20 protein-coding genes are annotated in these 20,612 nt (G+C 70.1%); 11 read left to right on the top strand and 9 right to left on the bottom strand.

What is annotated here, in order from left to right; genetic code table 11:
* Positions 1–113 precede the first annotated feature (113 nt).
* A complete protein-coding gene (locus AC07AG_RS21280) occupies positions 114–239 on the top strand; it encodes a hypothetical protein (protein ID WP_478756669.1) in 126 nt (41 codons plus the stop codon).
* Positions 240–254: 15 nt separating this feature from the next.
* On the opposite strand, the gene AC07AG_RS21285 is transcribed toward AC07AG_RS21280, so the two are convergent.
* Entirely contained in the window at positions 255–905 is a 651-nt protein-coding gene (locus tag AC07AG_RS21285) for a TetR/AcrR family transcriptional regulator (RefSeq protein WP_478756671.1), read from the bottom strand.
* Positions 906–975: 70 nt separating this feature from the next.
* On the opposite strand from AC07AG_RS21285, the gene AC07AG_RS21290 reads away from it, so the two are divergent.
* From AC07AG_RS21290 to AC07AG_RS21335, 10 genes are all read left to right on the top strand, one after another.
* On the top strand, positions 976–1,689 hold the full coding sequence (locus AC07AG_RS21290; protein WP_478756672.1) for a hypothetical protein: 714 nt from the start codon (positions 976–978) through the stop codon (positions 1,687–1,689).
* Positions 1,690–1,818: 129 nt separating this feature from the next.
* Positions 1,819–3,414 carry a DHA2 family efflux MFS transporter permease subunit gene (locus tag AC07AG_RS21295; RefSeq protein ID WP_478756674.1) on the top strand — a complete coding sequence of 532 codons (1,596 nt, stop codon included), beginning with the start codon at positions 1,819–1,821 and terminating at the stop codon, positions 3,412–3,414.
* A gap of 56 nt (positions 3,415–3,470) precedes the next feature.
* The gene (locus AC07AG_RS21300) at positions 3,471–4,571 is read left to right on the top strand and encodes an FAD-dependent monooxygenase (protein ID WP_478756676.1); all 1,101 of its coding nucleotides are present in this window, start codon (positions 3,471–3,473) and stop codon (positions 4,569–4,571) included.
* Between the two features lie 119 nt (positions 4,572–4,690).
* Positions 4,691–5,290, top strand: coding sequence for an ester cyclase (locus AC07AG_RS21305; RefSeq protein WP_478756678.1), 600 nt, complete (start codon positions 4,691–4,693; stop codon positions 5,288–5,290).
* Positions 5,287–5,841 carry an ester cyclase gene (locus tag AC07AG_RS21310; RefSeq protein ID WP_478756680.1) on the top strand — a complete coding sequence of 185 codons (555 nt, stop codon included), beginning with the start codon at positions 5,287–5,289 and terminating at the stop codon, positions 5,839–5,841. The genes AC07AG_RS21305 and AC07AG_RS21310 overlap by 4 nt, the downstream gene beginning before the upstream one ends.
* Positions 5,842–5,925: 84 nt before the next feature.
* Entirely contained in the window at positions 5,926–7,437 is a 1,512-nt protein-coding gene (locus AC07AG_RS21315) for a phytoene desaturase family protein (RefSeq protein ID WP_478756681.1), read from the top strand.
* 56 nt (positions 7,438–7,493) lie between these two features.
* Positions 7,494–8,042, top strand: a complete 549-nt coding sequence (locus AC07AG_RS21320) for an ester cyclase (protein WP_478756682.1) — start codon at positions 7,494–7,496, stop codon at positions 8,040–8,042.
* Positions 8,043–8,070: 28 nt separating this feature from the next.
* Positions 8,071–9,465: a cytochrome P450 gene (locus AC07AG_RS21325; protein ID WP_478756684.1), complete on the top strand. Its 1,395-nt coding sequence runs from the start codon at positions 8,071–8,073 to the stop codon at positions 9,463–9,465.
* Entirely contained in the window at positions 9,465–10,964 is a 1,500-nt protein-coding gene (locus AC07AG_RS21330; protein ID WP_478756685.1) for a cytochrome P450, read from the top strand. Before AC07AG_RS21325 ends, AC07AG_RS21330 begins: the two co-directional genes overlap by 1 nt.
* A gap of 455 nt (positions 10,965–11,419) precedes the next feature.
* Positions 11,420–12,094: an RNA polymerase sigma factor gene (locus AC07AG_RS21335; RefSeq protein ID WP_478756687.1), complete on the top strand. Its 675-nt coding sequence runs from the start codon at positions 11,420–11,422 to the stop codon at positions 12,092–12,094.
* Between the two features lie 384 nt (positions 12,095–12,478).
* On the opposite strand, the gene fabD is transcribed toward AC07AG_RS21335, so the two are convergent.
* The 8 genes from fabD to AC07AG_RS21375 all read right to left on the bottom strand — a co-directional run bounded on the left by fabD (position 12,479) and on the right by AC07AG_RS21375 (position 20,611).
* Positions 12,479–13,441, bottom strand: coding sequence for an ACP S-malonyltransferase (fabD, locus tag AC07AG_RS21340; RefSeq protein ID WP_478756688.1), 963 nt, complete (start codon positions 13,439–13,441; stop codon positions 12,479–12,481).
* An 89-nt stretch (positions 13,442–13,530) separates the two neighbouring features.
* Positions 13,531–14,067 carry a flavin reductase family protein gene (locus tag AC07AG_RS21345; protein ID WP_478756689.1) on the bottom strand — a complete coding sequence of 179 codons (537 nt, stop codon included), beginning with the start codon at positions 14,065–14,067 and terminating at the stop codon, positions 13,531–13,533.
* Positions 14,068–14,080: 13 nt separating this feature from the next.
* Positions 14,081–15,169, bottom strand: a complete 1,089-nt coding sequence (locus AC07AG_RS21350; RefSeq protein ID WP_478756691.1) for a 3-oxoacyl-ACP synthase III family protein — start codon at positions 15,167–15,169, stop codon at positions 14,081–14,083.
* Between the two features lie 14 nt (positions 15,170–15,183).
* A complete protein-coding gene (locus AC07AG_RS21355; protein WP_361049254.1) occupies positions 15,184–15,585 on the bottom strand; it encodes an acyl carrier protein in 402 nt (133 codons plus the stop codon).
* 88 nt (positions 15,586–15,673) lie between these two features.
* Positions 15,674–15,868, bottom strand: coding sequence for an acyl-CoA carboxylase epsilon subunit (locus AC07AG_RS21360; protein WP_478756692.1), 195 nt, complete (start codon positions 15,866–15,868; stop codon positions 15,674–15,676).
* Complete coding sequence (locus tag AC07AG_RS21365; protein WP_478757063.1) at positions 15,865–17,406, bottom strand: acyl-CoA carboxylase subunit beta; 1,542 nt, start codon at positions 17,404–17,406, stop codon at positions 15,865–15,867. Before AC07AG_RS21365 ends, AC07AG_RS21360 begins: the two co-directional genes overlap by 4 nt.
* Before the next feature lie 59 nt (positions 17,407–17,465).
* Positions 17,466–18,233 carry a 3-oxoacyl-ACP reductase family protein gene (locus AC07AG_RS21370; RefSeq protein WP_478756693.1) on the bottom strand — a complete coding sequence of 256 codons (768 nt, stop codon included), beginning with the start codon at positions 18,231–18,233 and terminating at the stop codon, positions 17,466–17,468.
* Positions 18,230–20,611: a beta-ketoacyl-[acyl-carrier-protein] synthase family protein gene (locus AC07AG_RS21375; protein ID WP_478756694.1), complete on the bottom strand. Its 2,382-nt coding sequence runs from the start codon at positions 20,609–20,611 to the stop codon at positions 18,230–18,232. The genes AC07AG_RS21370 and AC07AG_RS21375 overlap by 4 nt, the downstream gene beginning before the upstream one ends.
* Between the last annotated feature and the right edge of the window lies 1 nt (position 20,612).

The following is a 20,612-nucleotide window of genomic DNA, read 5'->3' on the forward strand; positions in this document are numbered from 1 at the left end:
GACACGGTCCGGTGAGTGCCGCCTCGGGCGCGGGCTGTGCGTGGTGTATCCCGTTCGGTGTGGCGCGGATCTGAGAGGGCGTACACCATCAACGCCCTTTCGAGGAGAGCCACATGACGACCACTGAATTCCCCGGCCAGGACGAGCAGGCGGCCACCGGAGGCCGGAAGCGCAAGCTGGTGCTGCTGGGTGCCGTGCTGTCCCTCGCGGCGTTCCTTGTGGCTCGGCGGAAGCGCTGAGGCTCGTAGGTTTCTTCAGTCCGTAGAGGATTTCGCTGTAGAGGTCTCCTCCGTAGCAGTCTCCGGTGAGGGTTCGTCGGTGTGCGCGATGAGCCCCGCGGCCACCACCGATGCGATGGCGTCCAGCTGGGCGCTGTCCATCGGGTGGGTGAGGACGAGCGGGGCGAGGAAGAGCGGGCCACCGAGGAGCAGGTGCACCAGTGCCGATTGCGGTGCCCGGCGCAGTTCGCCTCGCTGCCGGGCGCGCTCGACGATCAACGCGAGGTCTCTGCGCTCCCGGGCGATGAACGTGCTCTGGAGCCGGTCGGCGAGGCCCTCGTCGCGGGACATCTCGGCCAGCAGCGCGGGGATCACCTCGCGCGCGGCGGGGCTGGAGAGGCGCTCGTGGATGAGCCGGGCCATCGCGCAGAGGTCGCCGCGCAGCGAGCCCGAGTCGGGCGGGGGCTCGATGTCCATGCCGTGCACGGCTGCGGCGAAGAGCAGCTCCGCCTTGGAGGCGAACCTGCGGTAGATCGCGGCCTTGCCCACCCCCGCGCGGGCGGCGGTCGCATCCATCGTCACGCGGGTGTAGCCGGACTCGGTGAGCAGCTCGCGCGCTGCGACCAGCACGGCCCGGTCGATCTGGCTGTCCCTGGGGCGGCCCAGGCGGGGCGCGGGGTTCGGCATGACACGAGTATACGAGACCGGAGTTCTGAAACTCCGGTACCGTAAAGCTGAGACGTCGAGGAGGACCCCCATGGACAGGTCACAGGACAGGTCGCTGGACAGGTCACAGCAAGACGACCGGCTGGATGTCTGGCTGCCGGTCAGCCACTGGACCACCCGGCACGACCGGTACGTGGCGGCGCTCCCGGCGGTCGCCGCCCGTGCCCTGCGCGAGGTGACACCGGGCGAGATGCGGCTGGTGCGACCGCTCGTCGCGCTGCGCACCCTGCCTTCGCTGCTGGCCGGCAAGGGCGGGGGGCACCCCGCGGGCCCCGCGGACTCGGTGCACGACATGACGCGGGCGGGCTTCATCAGGCTGGACGGCGGGTCGGAGAGCGACGGGCCGGACAGCCCGGCGGAGAGCCACGGGCCGGACAGTCCGGCGGACAGCACCGAGCCTGGCGGCGGCGACCGGCCGAGCAGTGACCCGGCCGACGGCGCCGTCATCCTCGGCTTCGTCGGCCAGCCCTGGAAACCCGTGCTGTCCAAAGCGATCCTCCGCGGCCTCACCCCCGAGGAGTTCCTGGCGTTCGACCGGCCCGGATACCTCAAGGGCGTGTACGCCATGTGGGTCGAGCCGGACGGCGCCGGAAGCCGTCTCCGTACGGAGACCCGCGTGTTCGTCACCAGCCAGAGCGCGGCCCGCCGCTTCAAGCCGTACTGGACCCTCATCGAGCCCTTCAGCGGGCTGATCCGGCGCGACTGGCTCGCGGCGGTCGGCCGCCGTGCCGAGCGCGCGGCCTGAGCCGGAACGTCCCGCTGTATCCAGCCCACCACCGCGCGGATCTTCAGGGAGGACAAGCGGGGGGGACGACAAGGAGTCGTCACTCCTCTCCCGGGCGCGGTACCCACGCCACCTGAAAGAGAGCTGACCGTGGAACGATCGACCGTCCATCGTCGCCGCTGGCAGATCCTCGCCGTGCTGTGCCTCAGCCTGGTCCTGATCGGTCTCGACAACCTGATCCTCAATCTGGCCCTGCCGAAGATCCAGACGAGTCTCGGCTCGACCGGCACCGAACTGCAGTGGATCGTCGACTCCTACACCCTGGCCTTCGGCGGACTGCTGCTGCTCTGCGGCACCCTCGCCGACCGCTTCGGGCGCAAGAGGCTGCTCCTGATCGGGCTCCTGCTCTTCATGGGGTTCTCGGTGGCGGCCGCCTTCGCCGACGGCTCCACGGCGCTGATCGTGCTGCGCGCCGCGATGGGCATCGGAGCGGCGATGATCATGCCCGCCACGCTCTCCATCATCAAGGACGTGTTCCCGCCTGAGGAGCAGGCCAAGGCCATCGGGATCTGGGCCGGCACGGCCGCGCTCGGTGTGCCGCTCGGCCCGGTCGTCGGCGGTCTGCTGCTCGAGCACTTCTGGTGGGGATCCGTCTTCCTCATCAACGCCCCGGTCGTGATCGTGGCCTTCGTCGTGGGACTCAAGCTGATCCCCGAGTCGCGCAACGAGAAGCACCCCGGGCTCGACCTGCTCGGCGCCCTGCTTTCGGTGCTGGGCCTGGTCGCGCTCGTGTACGGCCTGGTGGAGGCGTCCAGGAACGGCTGGAGCGACCCGGTGACCCTGGGCTCGCTCGGCGGCGGCGTACTGCTGCTGGTCGCGTTCGTCCTGTGGGAGCGGCACACGCCGCATCCGATGCTGATGCCGGAGCTGTTCCGCGACTCCCGCTTCGGCGGGGCCGCCGCCGCCATCACCGCCATCTCCTTCGGGATGTACGGCGCGCTGTTCGTCCTCACCCAGTACCTCCAGTTCGTGCTCTCGTACGAACCGCTGGGGGCGGGCCTGCGGCTGCTGCCGATCGCCACGATGATCGTCGCCGCTCCGCTCGCGCCGAAGCTGGTGGAGCGCGTCGGCCTGAAGTGGGTCGTGGTGGCCGGACTCGTACTGATCACCGGTTCGCTCGCGCTGACCGCGGGAGCCGGGATCGCATCGGAGGGCCGGGTCCTGGCGAGCCTCGCGCTCTTCGGCTTCGGCATGGGCCTCGGCATGCCCGCCGCGGCCGACGCCATGCTGTCGGCCGCGCCGTCCGGCCAGGCCGGGGCGGGCTCCGCGGTGACCGACGCGGCGATGCAGGTCGGCGGCGCCCTCGGGATCGCCGTGGTCGGCAGTGTGCTCACCACGTCCTACCGCGAGGCGTTGCCCGGACTCGACGGCCTGCCCGGACCGGCGGCCGAAGCGGTCGGCGACTCGATCGGCGCGGCCACGGGAGTCGCGGCGTCCATGGGCGACGGCCAGGGGCAGGCCCTGCTCGACACCGCCCGCGAGGCGTTCGTCGGCGGTCTCGGGGACGCGCTGCTCACCGGCGCCGCCGTCACCGCGGCCGGGGTGCTCGTCGCCCTCGTCGTGCTGCCCGGCCGAAAGGCGCGCGCGGCCGGCGCGGCTGCGGAGACGCACTCCCCGGGCTCTTCGGGCTCCCCGGGCGCGGCCCAGGAGGGGGAGAGCGCGGGCAAGCAGGCCGCGCCCCTGTAGTCACCTGTCACCGGACGGCGACGAGCACCGCTCGTCGCCCCAACACTGGAGATGTGATGTCTCGACTGCGTGTGATCGTCGTGGGTGGAGGGATCGGAGGGCTCGCGCTCGCAGGCATGCTCCGCCGCCGCGATGCGCAAGTCACCGTCCTGGAACGGGCCGAGGAACTGCGCACCGGACTCGGACTGACCTTCTGGCCCAACGCGGCGATGGCGCTGCGTGCCTTCGGCGAGGACATGTTCGACGCCGTGCGCACCGTGGCCCAGCCCTTCGACCGGGCCCGGATGGAGACGGTCGCCGGGCACGTCGTCACCACGGTCGACCTCGGCCGCTGGCTCAGCCGGTACGGCGTGGCCGGTCTTGGCGTCACCCACTCCGACCTGGTGCGCGCGCTCGGCGAAGTCTCCGGTGTCCCCGTGCGGTTCGGCGCCGATGTGGTGTCCGTGACCCAGGAGGGGCGGGTCACCCTGGCCGACGGGGAGGTCCTCGACGCCGACGTGGTGGTGGGGGCCGACGGGGTGGGCTCCGCCGTACGCAAGTCTCTGCTGCCGCCCGGCCGCACCGAGACCCGCGGCCCGGCGATGGCCGGCTGGCAGGGCGTCGCACCCAACGGCGGGCCCAAGTACCCCGGGTTCGAGGTGGTGTTCGGGCCGACCGGGGTCTGCGGGATCCTCGGCCTGCCCGGCGAGCGCACCTACTGGTTCATGCAGGCGCCCGCCGACGCCCCGCCCAACGGCGACGGATGGTCGCAGACCGTACGGGAGTTGGTGCGCGCGACCCCGCAGGACCTGCTGTGGCGCGACTCGGCCCGCGACCGGGCGCCCGACCGGAACTGGGGCCGTGGCCGGGTCACCCTGCTCGGGGACGCCGCCCACCCCATCCTGCCGACGGTCGGCCAGGGTGCCTGCCTGGCCGTGGAGGACGCCGGAGTCCTCGCCAACAGGCTGACCTCGGGGGACGACCCCGTCGCCGCGCTGCGCCGGTACGAGGCGGACCGCTTCCAGCGGGTCACCGGGACGTACAAGAGAGCCCGCAGACTGCGTCAGCTGCAGCAGCTGACGCCCGCCGTGCGCAACCCGATGGTCTCCGCGGTGCCCGACGCGCTCCTTGGCCGGATGTTCACCGAATCCTCCGAGCCCATCGCCGAGTTCCGCTGATGCCGCCTCGCTGATCCCGGCCGGTGACACGCGCGGTCCGTGCCGTGTATCCACCCGCGTGCCGCCGGGATCAGTCAGGGCAGAGGGGCAGCCGCCCGCTCCGGCCCGAGAGGTTCTTGATGGCACACACAGCAGACACCGAAAAGAGCGACCTCAAGAAGCGCGTCGCCGACCTCAGCGACCTGGTGTGGAACCAGGGAGATCTGAGCGCCGCCGACACATATCTGAGCCCGGACTTCGTCGGCCACTACCCCGGTGTGCCCGATCTGCGCGGAGCCGCCGCCTACAAGCGGATGGCCGCCGAACTGCGCAGCGCCCTGCCCGACCTCACCCACCGGACGATCACCCTCATCGAGGAGGACGACCGTGTGGTGCTGAGGGCCGAGATCAGCGGCACCCAGCGCGGCGAACTGATGGGCATCCCGCCCACGGGGCTGCCGGTCCGCAGGACAGAGACCACCCTGCTGCGCTTCGAGGGCGACCGCATCGCCGAAGTGTGGCACCTGGCCGACGAGATCGGCACCTTCGACCAGCTCGGACTCACCCCGCCGGAAGGCGCGGGACCGCTGGGGCAGATCGCGCACACCTTCAAGCTCATGGCCCGCTTCGCGGTGCTCCAGGCGAAGGCGGGCAGGGCCGCGAAGGCCGCCAAGGCACAGCAGGCCACCCGCCGTCCTGACACCCGTCAGCAGGGCCCCCAGGGGAGGAACGCAGCATGACCACGTCCGAGGAGACCGCAGGCCGGACGGCGGGCGACGGCGCACGCTCCGACCTCAAGGCCAGGGCCCGCGAGCTCGCGTCGCGCACCTTCGACAAGCGCGACCTGACCGTCATCGAGGAGCTCGCGAGGCCCGATGCGAAGTACTACCTGCCGGGCCGCCCCCCGCTGGGGAACGACGGCTTCAAGGAGCTGATGCTGCACCTGTGGCAGGCCAAGCCCGACCTCCGCCTGGAACTGCTCGACATGATCTCCGAGGGCCCGTACGTGGCCTCCCGGGTCAGGTTCACCGGCACCCAGCTCGGTGAACTGATGGGCATCCCGCCCACCGGCCGCTGGATCCAGCTGGAGGAGATCCTCGTCGAGCGCTGGGACGACGAGGGCCGCCTTGTCGAGTTCCACCAGGAGGCCGACTACCTCGGAATGCTCGGCACGCTCGGTGTCGTGCCGCCGCGTGACGCGGGCCCCCTCGGTCAGCTCTCCCACACCTTCACCAGCGCCGCCCGGTTCGCCTGGCTGAAGCGTAAGGCGCGCCGCACCACCGGGCGTTGACCCGGCCGCAGGCGTATCCGCGGGCGCCCCGCGCGGATCTCCATCAGTGAACCCGACGTGAAACCACGATCCCTTGGGAGAGTCATGCCGACGAAGGAACCACCTACCGCCGCCGACTACGACGTCATCGTCGTCGGCAGCGGTCTGGGAGGCCTGGCCGCCGCCGCCTTCCTCGCCAAGTTCGGACGGCGCGTCCTGGTGGCCGAGAAGGCGCAGGGCATCGGCGGATACGCGCATGCCTTCCGGGCCGGTGACCGCTATTACGACCCCGCCATCCACGTGGTGCCCGGCGCGGCCGAGGGCGGCACCATCGACGTCCTGCTGCGGTATCTCGACGTCCGTGAGATGTGCGAGTTCGTCGAGTCCGACGCGCTGTACCGCGTGGTCATCGACGACGACGTGCTGGACGCGCCGTTCGGCTCCGAGGCGTTCATCGCCTCGCACGTCGAGCTCTTCCCGCAGGAGGAGGAGGGGATCAGGGGCTTCTTCGGCCTCTGCCAGAAGTTCCTCGAGGAGGCCCACCAGGTGCCCCTCCAGCTCTCCCCGCAGGAACTGGGCGAGGCCGTCGAGAAGTTCCCCACCCTCTTCGGGAACCGGATGTCCACGCTCGGCGACGTGCTGGACCAGTTCATCAAGGACCCGCGCTGCAAGGCGTTCTGCAGCGCGGGCTGGCCCTACATGGGACTGCCGCCGTCGCAGCTCTCCTTCGAGCTGTTCGCCCGCTTCCTCTACACCCAGATGCACGGGCTCTACCACTGCAAGGGCGGATTCCAGCACCTGGTCAAGGCCTTCACCACGGCGATCGAGCGCGACGGCGGCAAGATCGTCACCAACTCCGGCGTCGAGAAGATCCTGGTCGCGGACGGCCGTACCGAAGGTGTGGTGCTCGCCGGCGGGCAGGAGGTGCGCGCACCGGTCGTCATCTCGAACGCGGACGCCACGCACACCTTCCACGACCTGGTGGGCATCGAGCATCTGCCGAAGGCGTACCAACGCAGGCTGCGCTCGCTCAAGGGCTCCATGTCGATGTTCGTGGTGTATGCCGCCACGACCCTGGACATAGCCGCGGCGGGCGGCGCACACGAGACCTTCATCTACGAGACCGACGACCACGACGCCAGCTTCGCCGGCTTCTCCGAGGGCGAGGCCCCGGCCACCGTGGTGGTCGTGCCCACGCTCCTCGACCCGAGTCTCGGCCCGCCCGGGGAGCACCTGGTCACCTCGACGGCGCTGGCTCCGTACGAAGGCCCCGAGCCCTGGTCGGAGCTGAAGCCGAAGCTGGAGGAGAAGTACCTCAACCTGATCGAGCGTCTCTATCCGGGCTTCAAGGACGGACTCACCTTCGTCAACAGCTCGACCCCGCTGACCCTGGAGCGCTTCACGGGCAATCACCGTGGCGCGGCGTACGGCTGGGAGAACACCCCGGCGCAGGCGGGCAGCAAGCGGCTCACGTACCACACGCCGATCGAGGGGCTCTATCTCTCCGGCCACTGGGCGCAGGCGGCCAGTGCGCTCCGGGTGATCGTCTCCGGCAGCCATACCGCCCAGCAGATCCTGCGCGCCGACGGCGTCACCGACGTCGGCCCGGAGCTGTGAGCCGTACGGCACCCCCGTCCCGCACCGCATCGACTTACCGTCCTGGAGGATTTCTGATGTCCCGTCCCACGTTCATCGACACCCAGACCGCCGCCAACTTCGACGGCTCGCTCGACAAGACGTACTACGAAATGGCCCGCCGCTACATCGAAGAGGTCTGGGACAAGAACAACGCCGAGACCGAGCGCGAGCTCCTCTCGGCCGACTGGAAGGACCACATGCCGCTGCCGGGCTGCCCGCAGGGTCCTGCCGGACACCGCGCGGCCGTTCAGTTGATGCACGATGCCTTCCCGGACCTGCGCTTCTCGCTCGACGACGTGACGATCATGGGCGACAAGGTCATCGACCGCTGGACCGCGACCGGCACCTTCCACGGTGAGCTGTACGGCTTCCCGGGCACCGGCAACCGGATGACGATGACTGGCCTGGACTTCCACCTCGTCCGTGACGGCAAGTTCGCCGAGCTGTGGCACGAGGAGAGCACCGCGTCGATGGTCGAGCAGTGCGGCATGGCCCCCGAGCCGGGCAGCGGCCTCGGCACGATCCTCAAGCTGACCGTCGGCAACATCCTGCACGTTGCCAAGCACAAGATCCGCAACCGCTGACCCCCGGTCACCAGCAGAGCGAGGCACCATGAGTCTGACTTCGATCGGCAGCCTCCGCCAGGCCCCGGGCCCACAGGGGTATCCCGTGGTCGGCTGCGGCCCCGACCTGGTCCGTGACCTGGTCGGCACCTTCACCCGGTCCTGGCGGGAGTACGGCGACATCGTCCGCTTCCGGCTGCCCGGCAAGCGCAACCTCTTCCTGATCGCGCACCCGGACCACATCAAGCACGTCCTCGACGACCGGCAGCCCAACTATCCCAAGGACCCGCTGTCGGTCGGCAAGTTCGAACCCTGGGTGGGCCAGGGCATGTTCACCAGCAACGGCGACTTCCACTTCCGCCAGCGCCGCCTCGCCCAGCCCGCCTTCAAGGGCTCGCGGATCTCCGGCTTCGGTCCCGCGATGGTCGATGCCACCAGTGATCTGGTGCAGGAGTGGCGGGGGCGTGCCTCCCGCGAGGAGACCTTCGACATCACACCGGAGATGTTCCGGCTGGCCCTGACGATCGTCATGACGACACTGTTCAGCACCGATGTGAGCAGCAGGGCAGGGGAGTTGGCCCGCGCGGTGCGCATCTGCAACGCGTACACGAATGTGCGGCTGCAGCGCTTCGTCGAGCTTCCGCAGGCGCTGCCGAGCAAGGCACGCACGCGGTTCCTGAAGGCACGCGCGACGCTGGACTCGTTCGTCTACGGGCTCATCGCCGACCGGCGCAGGGACCCGGCACCCCCGGACGACCTGCTGACCCGCTTCCTGAACGCGCAGGACGAGCAGACCGGCGACCGGATGTCGGACAAGCAGCTGCGCGACGAGGTCGTCACGATGTTCCTCGGCGGGTACGAGACGACCGCGCTGTCCCTGGTGTGGGCGTTCTCTCTGATGTCGCGGCACCCGGAGTCGGAGCGCAAGGCGCGCGCCGAGGTCGCCGAGGTCTGCGGGGACCGGCCGCCGGCCGCGTCCGATCTCCCCAAGCTCCGCTATCTGCGGGCCTTTTACCAGGAGGTACTGCGGCTCTACCCGTCGGTGTGGACCATGTCGCGCAGCCCGATCGAGGACGACGAGATCGGCGGCTATCACATACCCGCCGGATCCCAGGTGTTCATCAGCCCCTACCTGATGCATCGTCACCCCAAGTTCTGGGAGAACCCGGAGGGATTCAGGCCCGAGCGGTTCGAGAAGAGCGCGACCGGCGGCGCACCGCTCTACGCGTACATCCCGTTCTCGCGCGGCCCTCGGCTGTGCCCGGGTTCTTCGGTGGCCGTCCTCGAGGCGCCGCTGGTCATCGCCCGGATCCTGCAGGACTACCGGCTGACGCTGGCCGGCGGGCACGTCTGCGAGCCGACGTCCAATGTGTTCCTGTATCCGCGCGGCGGCATGCCGATGCGGCTGCAGCACGTCAAGGCCGCCGGGGAGGGAGCCGCGTGATGCCGGGGCAGAGCGGTCCGGGTGCGGGGAGGCGTCCGCCGGGTCCGCCGGGCCTGCCGCTGCTCGGCTCCGCGCTCGACTTCCGCCGCAATCCCCTGGAGACCTTCGTCAGCGCCTGGCGCGACCACGGCGACCTGGTGCAGTTCCGGGGGCCGGTGCCGGTGGTGCTCGTCACGCACCCCGACGACCTCAAGCGCATCCTCGCCGACAACTTCGAGAACTATCCGCACCCCGACGACTTCAACCGCAAGGTCGGGGTGTCGGTCGGCCAGGGCCTCGTCACCACCGAGGGCGAGGTGTGGCGTGCTCAACGGCGCACGGTGGCACCGACGTTCCGCAGGGAGCCGCTCGAGCGGTTCGCCGATGTGATGGTGGACAGCACGGAGCGGATGCTGGGCCGGTGGGACGGGATTGCCCGGAGCGGCGAGGCGATGGACGCCAGGACGGAGATGCAGAGCCTGACCCTCGAGATCCTGGCGCGCTGTCTCTTCCAGGCGGACTGGTCGCGTGACGCTCTGGCGCTCGGCTCGGCGGTCGCGGCCCAACTGGAGCACATCAACGCCAAGTTGATCGCGGTCGCGGACATCCCGGAGAAGGTGCCGACCCCGCGGAACCGTCGCTTCAGGGCGGCACGCAAGCTCCTCGACGACACGGTGTACCGGCTGATCGCCGAGCGCCGTGCCAGGCCTGCCGACGGCGAGGCCCAGGACCTGCTGTCGATGCTGATGCACACACCCGACCCGGAGACGGGCCGGCTGATGACGGACGAGCAGCTGCGCGACCAGGTGATGACGCTGTTCATCGCCGGGCACGAGACGGTGGCCGCGACTCTTTCGTGGATCTGCCACCTGCTCTCCACTCGCCCCGCGGAGACCGACCGGGCCCGGGCCGAGGTCCTCCAGGTGCTGGGGGACCGGCCACCGACGATGGAGGACCTGCCGCAGCTGAAGTACCTGAAACTGTTCATCCAGGAGGCGCTGCGGCTCTATCCGCCGCTGTGGCAAGTGGCGCGGATGCCGCTCAAGGACGATGTGCTGAGCGGCTATCACATCCCCGCGGGCTCCTTCCTGCTGCTGAGCACGTACATCACGCACCGCAACCCGGAGTTCTGGGACAACCCCGAGGGCTTCGACCCCGAGCGGTTCACCCGTGAGCGGTCGGCGGGACGTCCGCGGTATGCCTACGTTCCGTACGTCGGAGGTCCCCGCAACTGTGTCGGCATGGCCTTCGCCAACATGGAGCTGACCATTGTGGTGGCCTCCCTGTTGCAGCGATTCCACCTCGACATGGTGCCGGGGCACCCCGTGGTGATGCAGCCGGACATCTCACTGCGCGCCAAGCACGGCATCCGTATGACGCTCCGTCCGGTGACGGACCGGAGCCCCGGGGCCGGCCCGGAGGGTTTTCCCGCCGCCGCCGAGGCCGCTGTGCCCGCGGCGCCGGTCGAGGAGGCTCCGCGGTGTCCCTACCGTCCGGCGGAGGCGGCAGGGCACGAATAGCAGAAGTCGCTGATGTCTCGCGCCGGGCAGCCCAAGGGCAGCCCGGCGCGAGACATTTCGCTGTTGTTTTTACTCAACGGGGCGACGGAATGATCAAGAGGCCAGAAAACAGAATTCTGGCCTGATCCGGGTCTGGACCATTCGACTGTGTGGTACGCCACCGATGGTCCTGAACTGGCCATAATCGCACGTCAATCCGGTAAGATTGAGGATGCGATGCCGAGCTGCGAACGATGTGATAGGACGCAGTGCTTCACCGGCGTCGCCTCTGGGCGCACCTTGCGGAAAGGGTTCCAACTGCACCTCCCATCAAATGGAGGGAACTGTTCCGCAGTGGGCTGCGCCTAAGTAAGCGTTGACACTGCGCCTTGAGGGCGCCGTATAGTTAACGCTTGTAGTGATAGGGGGAGTGGTTCTGAGCCTCCTATCTCTAAGTGAGAGCGACGGGGGAGATTATGGAAGGTCTTGCTCTGCACGAACTCGTGGACGATTGTCTGGAAGGCAACCAGGAGAGCTGGAACCGGATCGTCGACCGCTATACACCGCTGATTTGGGCCATTGCCCGCGGTCACCGGCTCTCCGCGGCCGACTGTGAGGATGTCAGCCAGACCACCTGGATGCGGGTCATCCAGCATCTGGGGAAGCTGCGGGACCCGGAGAAGCTGGCCCACTGGATCTCCGTCTCGGCCCGCAGGGAGAGCCTCAAGCACATCCAGAAGTCGGGCCGCAGCACGCCCACCGAGGATCCCGAGGTGTTCGACCGGCCACACCCGTCGGCGAATCAGCCGGAGGAGACGGCACTTGACCGCGAGACCCGTGACGAGGTGCTCCTCGCCTACTGCTCGCTGTCGCCGAAATGCCAGGCGCTGCTGGGCCTGTTGGTGGCCGAGCCACCGATGTCGTACGACGAGGTCAGTGCCACGCTCGGGTTGGCCCGCGGCTCCATCGGGCCCATTCGCGGGCGCTGCCTGAAGCATCTGGAGCGTGCCCTGGCGCTTGAGGCGGATCGCTCCGGACGCGCCGCGGAGCTCTTCGACTCCATCAAGAAGACGGGCCTGCGGGCCTTCGCCGAGGAAAGCGGCTCCGCGCTGGGGTCAGCGTCCCGGCGCAGCCGGGTGTCGGCCGGCTGAGCCGGAGGGGCGGTCGGCCGAGTCGGTGGGCCGTCCTGCCGACTCGGAAGGACGGTCGGCCGAATCGGTGGACCGCCCCTCCGGTGCGGTGAGCGACTCCTCACTGTCCATCGAGGCTTCGAACGCCACAAAGGGAAACAGGGCCTTGGCCTTCTCGAGTGCCTCCTGCGAAGGTCCCCCGAGGGCTTCTGAGAGCTTGCTCAACGCCGTGCTGTCGGCGTCTCTGTCGGCGTCGTGCACCCCGGTCACCTCCACCATTTAGTTCGTTCCTTAACTAGATGCAGAGTAAAGGAGAGTCCCGCGAACCACAATACCGATGGGTATCCCGTTCGCGGGACTCGCCCTTTCCGGACACAGTTGTGGGTGTCAAAGGGCGAAGTACTGTCAGGCGGTCAGTGAAACTCCCTGCTCAAGGCTGCGGAGTAGTCGGTCGATACGCCGGATCTCCCCGGCGGGGTGGCATGCGGCTTCCGGCAGCGCGCGCCGGCAGAAACCGCTCAGCACACGCCCCGGACCCGCCTCGACAAATGTCTGGACGCCGCTGTCCGCAATCGCCTGCAGGGTGTCCGACCAGCGTACGGCCCCGGCCAGTTGACGGCGGAGCAGATGCTTGGCATCGGCTCCGCTGCTGATCCAGGCCGACGTCACGTTCGCCAGCACGGGCAGCGCCGGGTCGGAGAAGTTGACCTGATCCAACTCGTCCGTGAACTCCTCCTCCAGCTCCTTCATGAGGCTGCAGTGGAAGGGGGCGCCGACATTCAGCAGGACCGTGCGCTCGGCGCCGGCGGCCTTCGCGGCCGCCATCACCGCGCGAACCGCCTCGTCTTCACCGGACACGACATGCTGCGTGGGGTCGTTGTAGTTGGCGATCTCGACGATCGCACCGTCCCTCTCGCGGATCCCCGCGCAGATCTCCTCGACCTGGTGGGCCGATGGGCCGATCACGGCCGCCATCGCTCCGGGCGTGCGTTCGTTGACGCCGGCCATCAACTCCCCGCGCCTGCGCACCAGCCGCAGCGCGTCGGTCCATTCCAGCACCCCGGAGCAGACCAGCGCCGTGTACTCGCCCAGGCTGTGCCCTGCTGTCACGGACGGCGTGATGCCATGGCCGCGCAGCACGTCCAGAACGGCGATGCTGGTGAGGAAGACGGCGGGCTGGGTGATCTCGGTGGGCACCAGATCCTCGGCGGAGCCCTCCAGGCACAGCCGCGAAAGACCGAAGCCCAGCAGGTCGTCCGCGGGGCGGTAGTAGCGCTCGAGCAGTTCCGGGTGCCGTGCGACCAGGTCGCTTCCCATGCCCGGCCGTTGGGACCCCTGCCCGGGGAAGAGGAAGGCGAAGTCGTTCATGAGTACCTCCGTGGGTGTCCGCCGCGTGGTGCGACAGAGGGCCGGCGCGTGGTCCGCGCCGGCCCCCGTCGACCCCGCGGCCGAGCGTGTCATCGCAGGGACAGGAACTGGCCCTGGTGGTAAGCGAGTGGGTCGGCCCGTTCGGTGAATCCGATGCCGGTGACGTCCGCGATGAAGATGCTGTGGTCACCCGCGGAGACCTCCTGGGCCACCCGGCAGTCCAGATGGACGACGGCTCCGTCGAGCACCGGGGCGCCCGAGCTGCCGATGCGGTGCGGCACGCCCGCGAAGCCCGCGCTGCCGAGCGGCCGTCTCGACGAGGCGAACCAGCCCGCGAGTTCTGACTGGTCCTGCCCCAGCACGTTCACGGTGAAGGTGCCGGTGGAGCCGATCGTCCGGGCGCCGCGCGAGGTGTGACCCAGGCAGACGAGCAGCATCGGCGGTTCGAGGGAGACCGAGGCCAGTGAGGAGACCGTGGTCCCGTGCGGCCCTTCGGGGCCGGACGAGGTGACCACTGCCACGCCGGTGAGGAACCTCCCCATGGCCTGGCGGAACTGCCCGGCGACGACGTCGTCGCCGGGTGCCGTATCCGTCGCGGGCGGCTGTGGGCTGGTACGGGACGTCACGCCGCATCCCTTCTCAGCTCGCCGGAGCGGTCGCGGTCCAGTCCACGACGGCGCCTGCGTAGATCCACTTGGTGGACTCGACGCCGACCAGCATCAGCCGGTCGCCCGGCTTGACCCGGCCCGTGCGCCAGGCGTCGTCGAGGAAGAGCGGCACCGCCGCACAGCCGACGGCCCCCATGGTGGAGAGGCTGTCGAACACCTTCCCGTCGAGCGCCTTCCACTCGGCGGTGTCGAGGCCCAGCTCCTGGAGCGCGTCCAGCATCCAGCCGACGTTGCCCTCGGGGATCAGGCACAGATCGACGGAGCTGACGTCCACGTTGCTGTGCCGCAGGGTGTTGCTGATCGCCTCGGTGACCATCACCGGGGTGAAGTCCCCGGCGCCGACCACGTCGACCTTGAGGTCGACCAGACGCTTTGCCTTCAGCTGCTCATGGATCGGCGCGTGCGTGCCGCCGCCCACGGAGTGGATGCCGGCCTTGCGGTCACCGCCGATGGCTTCCATCGCGGCGCCCAGCAGACCACCGGACTCCGCGTTCTCCTCGGCGCGCAGCACGATCGCTCCCGCGCCGTCGCCGAACATGTAGACCGGCATCCGGTCCCGCATGCGGATCTTGTACGGGTCCTTGCCGAGGAAGATCGGCGCGAGGACGGGGGAGATGGCCTCGCTCCCGATGACCAGCGCGGTCTTGTAGACCCCCGACTCCAGGTACATCCGGGCGACATCCAGGCCCTGGACGACGCCCGCGCCGCCTGAACGGATCTCCAGGGTGGCGCAGCGGACCAGGCCCAGACGCTCCTGGACCATGTTGACCAGCGGCGGCAGCGGGTAGTCGGGGGTGCCGGTGGCAAGGATGATCAGGTCGATGTCACCGGCCTCCAGACCGGCCGACTCCAGGGCTCGTACGGCGGCCTTGTAGGCCATGTCCGAGTTGTTCTCGCGGTGTTCGCCGGTGGCCGGGTCGATCATCCAGAACCGACGCTCGATGGAGAGGCCTTCGCGCACCTCGTCGGGCAGGGGCCCGACGAGGCGCGCGATCTCCTCGGTGGAGATCGGGTCACCGGGCTGATAGCCGCCGGTGCCGATGATCTGAACTGCGGTCATCTGGTACAGCCTCCTCAGACCGTGGCGAGCGCGGCGCGGTGCTCGACGAGGCCGACCAGGTTGTTCACCGTGAACAAGCCCATGACCTGGGTGGCCTCGAGCTTGCCGGTGAGTTCGGCGGTGTCGATCTGGGGCATGACCTTCTTCAGCTGTGCCAGGCCCGCGGCCGAGACGATCTCGTTCTCGTCGCCGAACTCCTCGTCCGGTATGCCGCCCTGGACGTAGGCGGCGAGCTCCGCCGCCTGGATCTTGATGCCGAGCGAGCGCTCCAGGCGGAACAGGATGTCGAGCAGATCGATCGACTCCGCGCCCAGGTCGTCCAGCAGGGTGGCCTCGGGTACGACCTCGTCGGTCTCGGCGCCCAGGGCGTCGATGACGGCTTCGGTCACGGCTTCGACGATGGTGTTGCGGTCCATGGATGGTCCTCCGGGACTGGGATGGGAGCGGTGGCTTGGTGTTCTCGTACTGTCAGATCCGCCGGTACGGCCTGCGGATACACCGTGATCAGCAGGCCCAGGAAACGGGCGAGGCCGACGCGGCGTCGCGCGGCGCCGGCCAGGGGGCCGTGCGGCGCGCGGGCTCGGGGCTCGCGGGGGCGCCGGCGGGCGCCGTGGCCAGTCGCAGCGCCACAAGGACCGCGCAGAGCTCCTCGGGGGTGGGGCTGCCGCTGACCACGGTCAGTTCCACGGCGGCGCTCACTGCGGCTGGTTCCCGTGCTTGCGCCGCACCAGCGGTACGTACTTGGCGCGCAGCAGGGCCAGCGAGCGGATCAGCACCGAACGGGTGTCGCGCGGGTCGATGACATCGTCGACGAGCCCGCGCTCCGCCGCGTAGTACGGATGCATCAGGGTGCGCTTGTACTCGTCGATGACCTCGGCGCGCTCCTCCTCCGGGTCGTCGGCGGCGGCGATCCGCTTGCGGAAGACGACATTGGCGGCGCCCTCCGCGCCCATCACCGCGATCTCGTTGGTGGGCCAGGCGAAGGACAGATCGGTGCCGATGGAGCGGGAGTCCATCACGATGTACGCACCGCCGTACGCCTTGCGCACGATGACCTGGATGCGGGGAACGGTGGCATTGCAGTACGCGTACAGCAGCTTGGCGCCGTGCCGGATGATCCCGCCGCGCTCCTGGTCGGCGCCGGGCAGGAACCCCGGCACATCCACCAGCGTGACCAGCGGGATGTTGAACGCGTCGCAGGTCTGGACGAACCTGGCGCCCTTTTCCGAGGAGTGGATGTCCAGGACGCCGGCCAACTGCATCGGCTGGTTGGCGATGACACCCACCGTCTGCCCGTCGAGCCGCGCGAGGGCGCAGATCAGGCTGGTGCCCCAGCCCTCGTGCACCTCGAAGAAGTCGCCGTCGTCGACGATCTCCTCGATCACCTTCCGCATGTCGTACGCGGCCTGCGGATCGACCGGGACGATGTCGAAGAGCGCGTCGCCCGAGCGGTCCGCGGGATCCTCCGGGACCAGGGCAGGGGGCATCTCCCGGTTGTTGGACGGCAGCAGGGACAGCAGGTGGCGGACGTCCTCGAAGCACGACTCCTCGTCGTCGTGGGCGAACGCCGCCAGACCCGAGACCTGGGAGTGCATGTCCGCGCCGCCCAGTTCGTCCTGGGTGAGCTTCTCGCCGGTGACGGCCTGGACCACGTCGGGCCCGGTCAGGAACATCTGCGAGGTGCCGCGCACCATGAAGACGAAGTCGGTCAGCGCGGGGGAGTAGGCGGCGCCGCCCGCGCAGGGGCCGAGCACCACACTGATCTGCGGGATGAGACCGGAGGCCCGGACATTGCGGCTGAAGATCCCGCCGTACCCGGCGAGCGCGGTCACTCCCTCCTGGATACGGGCCCCGGCGCCGTCGCAGAGCGAGATCAGCGGCACGCCGCTCGCCTCTGCCAGGTCCATCACCTTGTGGATCTTCTGGGCGTGCGCCTCGCCGAGCGCGCCCCCGAAGACCCTGAAGTCATGTGCGTACACCAGGACGTCACGGCCGTCCACCCGGCCCCATCCGGCGACCACTCCGTCGCCGTGCGGGCGCCTGCGGTCCATGCCGAAGTCGGTGGCGCGGTGCCGGCGCAACGGCTCGATCTCCGTGAACGAACCCTTGTCCAGGAGGAGTTCGATCCGCTCGCGGACGGTCAGCTTGCCCTTGGCGTGCTGCCGTTCGGTCGCCGCCGCGTCCCCCGCGTGCAACTCCTCCTTGACGACCCGCAGTTCGTCGGCCCGCTGCTCCATCGTCTCGCGCGGCAGCTCACCCTGGTCGGCGGCGCGCAGCACCGTCTCTCCGGGGCTGCTCATGGGTGCCCCAGACCCAGCGCCGTCATGGCGCCGCCGTCCACATTGACCAGCGATCCGGTCATGTACGAGGACTCGGGGCCGCTCAGGAAGCGGACCACGTCCGCGATCTGTTCGACCTCGCCGAACTTCCGCAGCGGGATCTGCTTCTTGATGGAGCGGCCGGTTGCGCCCTCCGTCAGGCCCGCCACCAGGTCGGTGGGGGCGAAGCCGGGAAGGACCGCGTTGACGCGGATGCCGAAGCGCGCCGACTCCATGGCGCAGCAGCGGGTGAAGGCGTTGACCGCGCCCTTGGACGCGGCGTAGTTGGACTCGCCGATCCAGCCTCGCTCACCCATGACGGAGGAGACGTTGACGATCACGCCCGTGCCCTTGCTCATGAAGTGCGGCAGCACGGCCTTGGTGCAGTGGAACACGCCGCCGAAGTTGACCTTCATGACGTCCAGCCAGTCGTCCATCTCCATGTTGAAGATGAGCGCGTCCTGGGCCACCCCGGCGTTGTTGACCAGGATGTCCAGGCCGCCGAGGTCGTCGACGGTCCGGCGGACCAACTCCTGGGCGGCGGCGGAGTCCGCGACGTCGCCGTGCACGGTGATCGCGCGCCCTCCGGCCGCCTCGATCTCGCGGGCCAGTTCCTTCGCCGGGCCCTCGGAGCTTCGGTAGTTGATGGCGACAGCGGCGCCGTCGGCGGCCAGCCGGCGGCAGACGGCGGCACCGATGCCCCGGGAACCGCCGGTGACCAGGGCGACCTGTCCTTGGAGCTTCATCGGGTCTCTCCAGACGTAGTGGTGGTACGGGACTCCTCGGCGCCGCAGCGCACGGCGAGCGAGACATGGCTGCCGCCGAGCGAGGAGCTGTTCAACAGCACAGGGCGGCCACCGAACCGGCCCTGGTGCAGGGCGAGCGCGAGCGTCAGCGCACCGCCGACGCCCATCGGCTCGCCGAGGACGGTCTTCGGGGCGTGCAGCGGCGGGACCCCGTACGGGTGGAAGAGCCGCTGCACGGCCTTGCTCTCGGCGGTGTCGGCGGCGTGCAGGCCGGCCGAGGCGAGCCACACCGCGTCCACCCCGGTCGGCGCAAGACCGGCGTCGTCCAGGGCCGTGCGCATCGCGCGCTCCAGGCCCCGGCCGCGCGCGTCCCAGAGCCGGGCCCGGCTGGCGTCGGACGCCATGCCGTGGCCGAGCACCTCGCCGAGGACCGTGGCGCCGCGCGCGATCGCCGTGGAGCGCCGCTCAAGGACGACGGCGACGCTGCCCTCGGCGAGCGTGAACCGGCCGTCCGCCGCCGCGCCGGGCTCCCGCGTCGATGCCGCGCCGACCGCCGCGTACGCCCGGCTCACCTGCATGGTCAGGGTGTCGGTCACCGTGCACACCAGGGCGTCGGCGTGCCCGGCCGCCAGGAGATCGGCGGAGTAGGCGAGCGCGGCGGCGCCGGTGGCGTGGCCCACCGAGAGCGTGGAGGTCGGTCCGCGCAGCCCGAGCTGGATGGCGACCTGCCCGGCCGCCTGGTTGTAGACGGTGTTCGGGAAGACGGACGGGTCGGCGGCGGCGGGACCTTCGGCGAGCAGCGGAGTGGTGAACTTCTCCATCGCCTCCATCGGTCCCGTGCCGGTGCCGAAGACAAGGCCGAGCGCCTCGGCCGCCGCGCTGCCGGGCTCGAACCCCGCGTCGGCGAGGGCCTCGGCGGTCGCGGCGACGGAGAACTGGGCGAGCCGGTCCATCCGGCGGCGCTCGCGCTTGGTCAGATACGGACCGGGGTCGAAGTCGACCCGGCTGTGGCGCAGTCCGCCGCCCCACTCGACCGGGCACTGGCCGCGGGTGTACGCCGACCAGACCTCGGCAGCCGTGGAGCCGGCCGGACTGAGCAGCCCGACACCGGTGATCACCACGCGGTCGTTCTCCGGCTGCGGCGGGCGGTGGCCGTCCGCCGTCCTGCTGAGCACCAGGGAGGCGTTGGCGCCGCCGAAGGCGAAGTTGTTGGAGAGCGCGGCTCCGGTGTCCAGGTCCCTGGCGGATCCCGGGATGTAGTCGAGCGGGCATGCGGGATCGGGCGTGGTGTACCCGGCGGTGGGCGGCGCCAGCTGGTCGGCCAGCGCCTTCGCCGTCACGATGGCCTCGGCCGCGCCGGCGGCGCCGAGCATGTGGCCGATCATGGACTTGGTGCTGGAGACCGGTGTGCGGGCCGCTTCCTCTTCGCCCAGGGCGAGCCGGATGGCATTGGACTCGGCCGGGTCGTTCTTCGGCGTGCCGGTGCCGTGCCCGTTGACGTAGCCGATCTGCTCGGGCGTGATCCCGGACAGCCGCAGTGCCGACTCGATGGCCTTGGCCGCACCCTTGCCCTCCGGCTGCGGGGCGGTGGAGTGGAAGCCGTCGGCGGAGAGGCCGTAACCGGCGATGTCGGCGATGCCGGTGAGTCCGTGCCGGCGGGCGAACTCGGCACGGACCAGCACGAGCATGCCGCTGCCCTCGCCGAGCGAGAGACCCCGCCGCCCCGCGTCGTACGGCGCGGCGGGCTCGGGCGACAGTGACTGGAGCGCGTTGAACCCGGCGAAGCAGACGTCCGAGAAGGCGTCGCTGCCGCCGGTGAGCACCGCGTCGGCCCGGCCCGCGCGCAGCAGATCGGCGGCGAGTCCGATCGCGTTGGCACCCGAGGCGCACGCGGTGTTCACCGCGAGCACCGGGCCACGCAGCCGGAACGCCGCACCCACCGACTCGGCGAGCGCCTGCGGGGTGACCAGCAACGGCAGCTCGGGGTCCGGGACTTCACCGTCCTGTACGGCCCGCAGCCACTCCCGGCCCGAGAGGAGTCCGGCATTGCAGGTGCCGAGCACCACGCCGAACCGCTCGGGCTCCACCAGGCCCGCGGGCAGCGCTGCCATGGCCTCCTCCGCGGCCACCAGGGCGAGTTCGATCGCCCGTTCGCGGAATCCCTCCGGATGTCGGTAGCCGCGCGAGGGCTCCACCGGATCCGTCACCTCGCCGCCGAGCTTGGTGTCGAGCCCGTCCATCTCCAGGGCCTGTACGGGACGGATGCCGACCTGCCCCTGCCGCGCGCCGTCCCACAGGTGCCCGGCCGTGGAGCCGAGCGCCGAGATCGCCCCCGCGCCCACCACGGTCACACCACTGCTCCTGTGCTGTGGTTCCATC

The organism is Streptomyces sp. NPDC044044 (assembly GCF_056434405.1).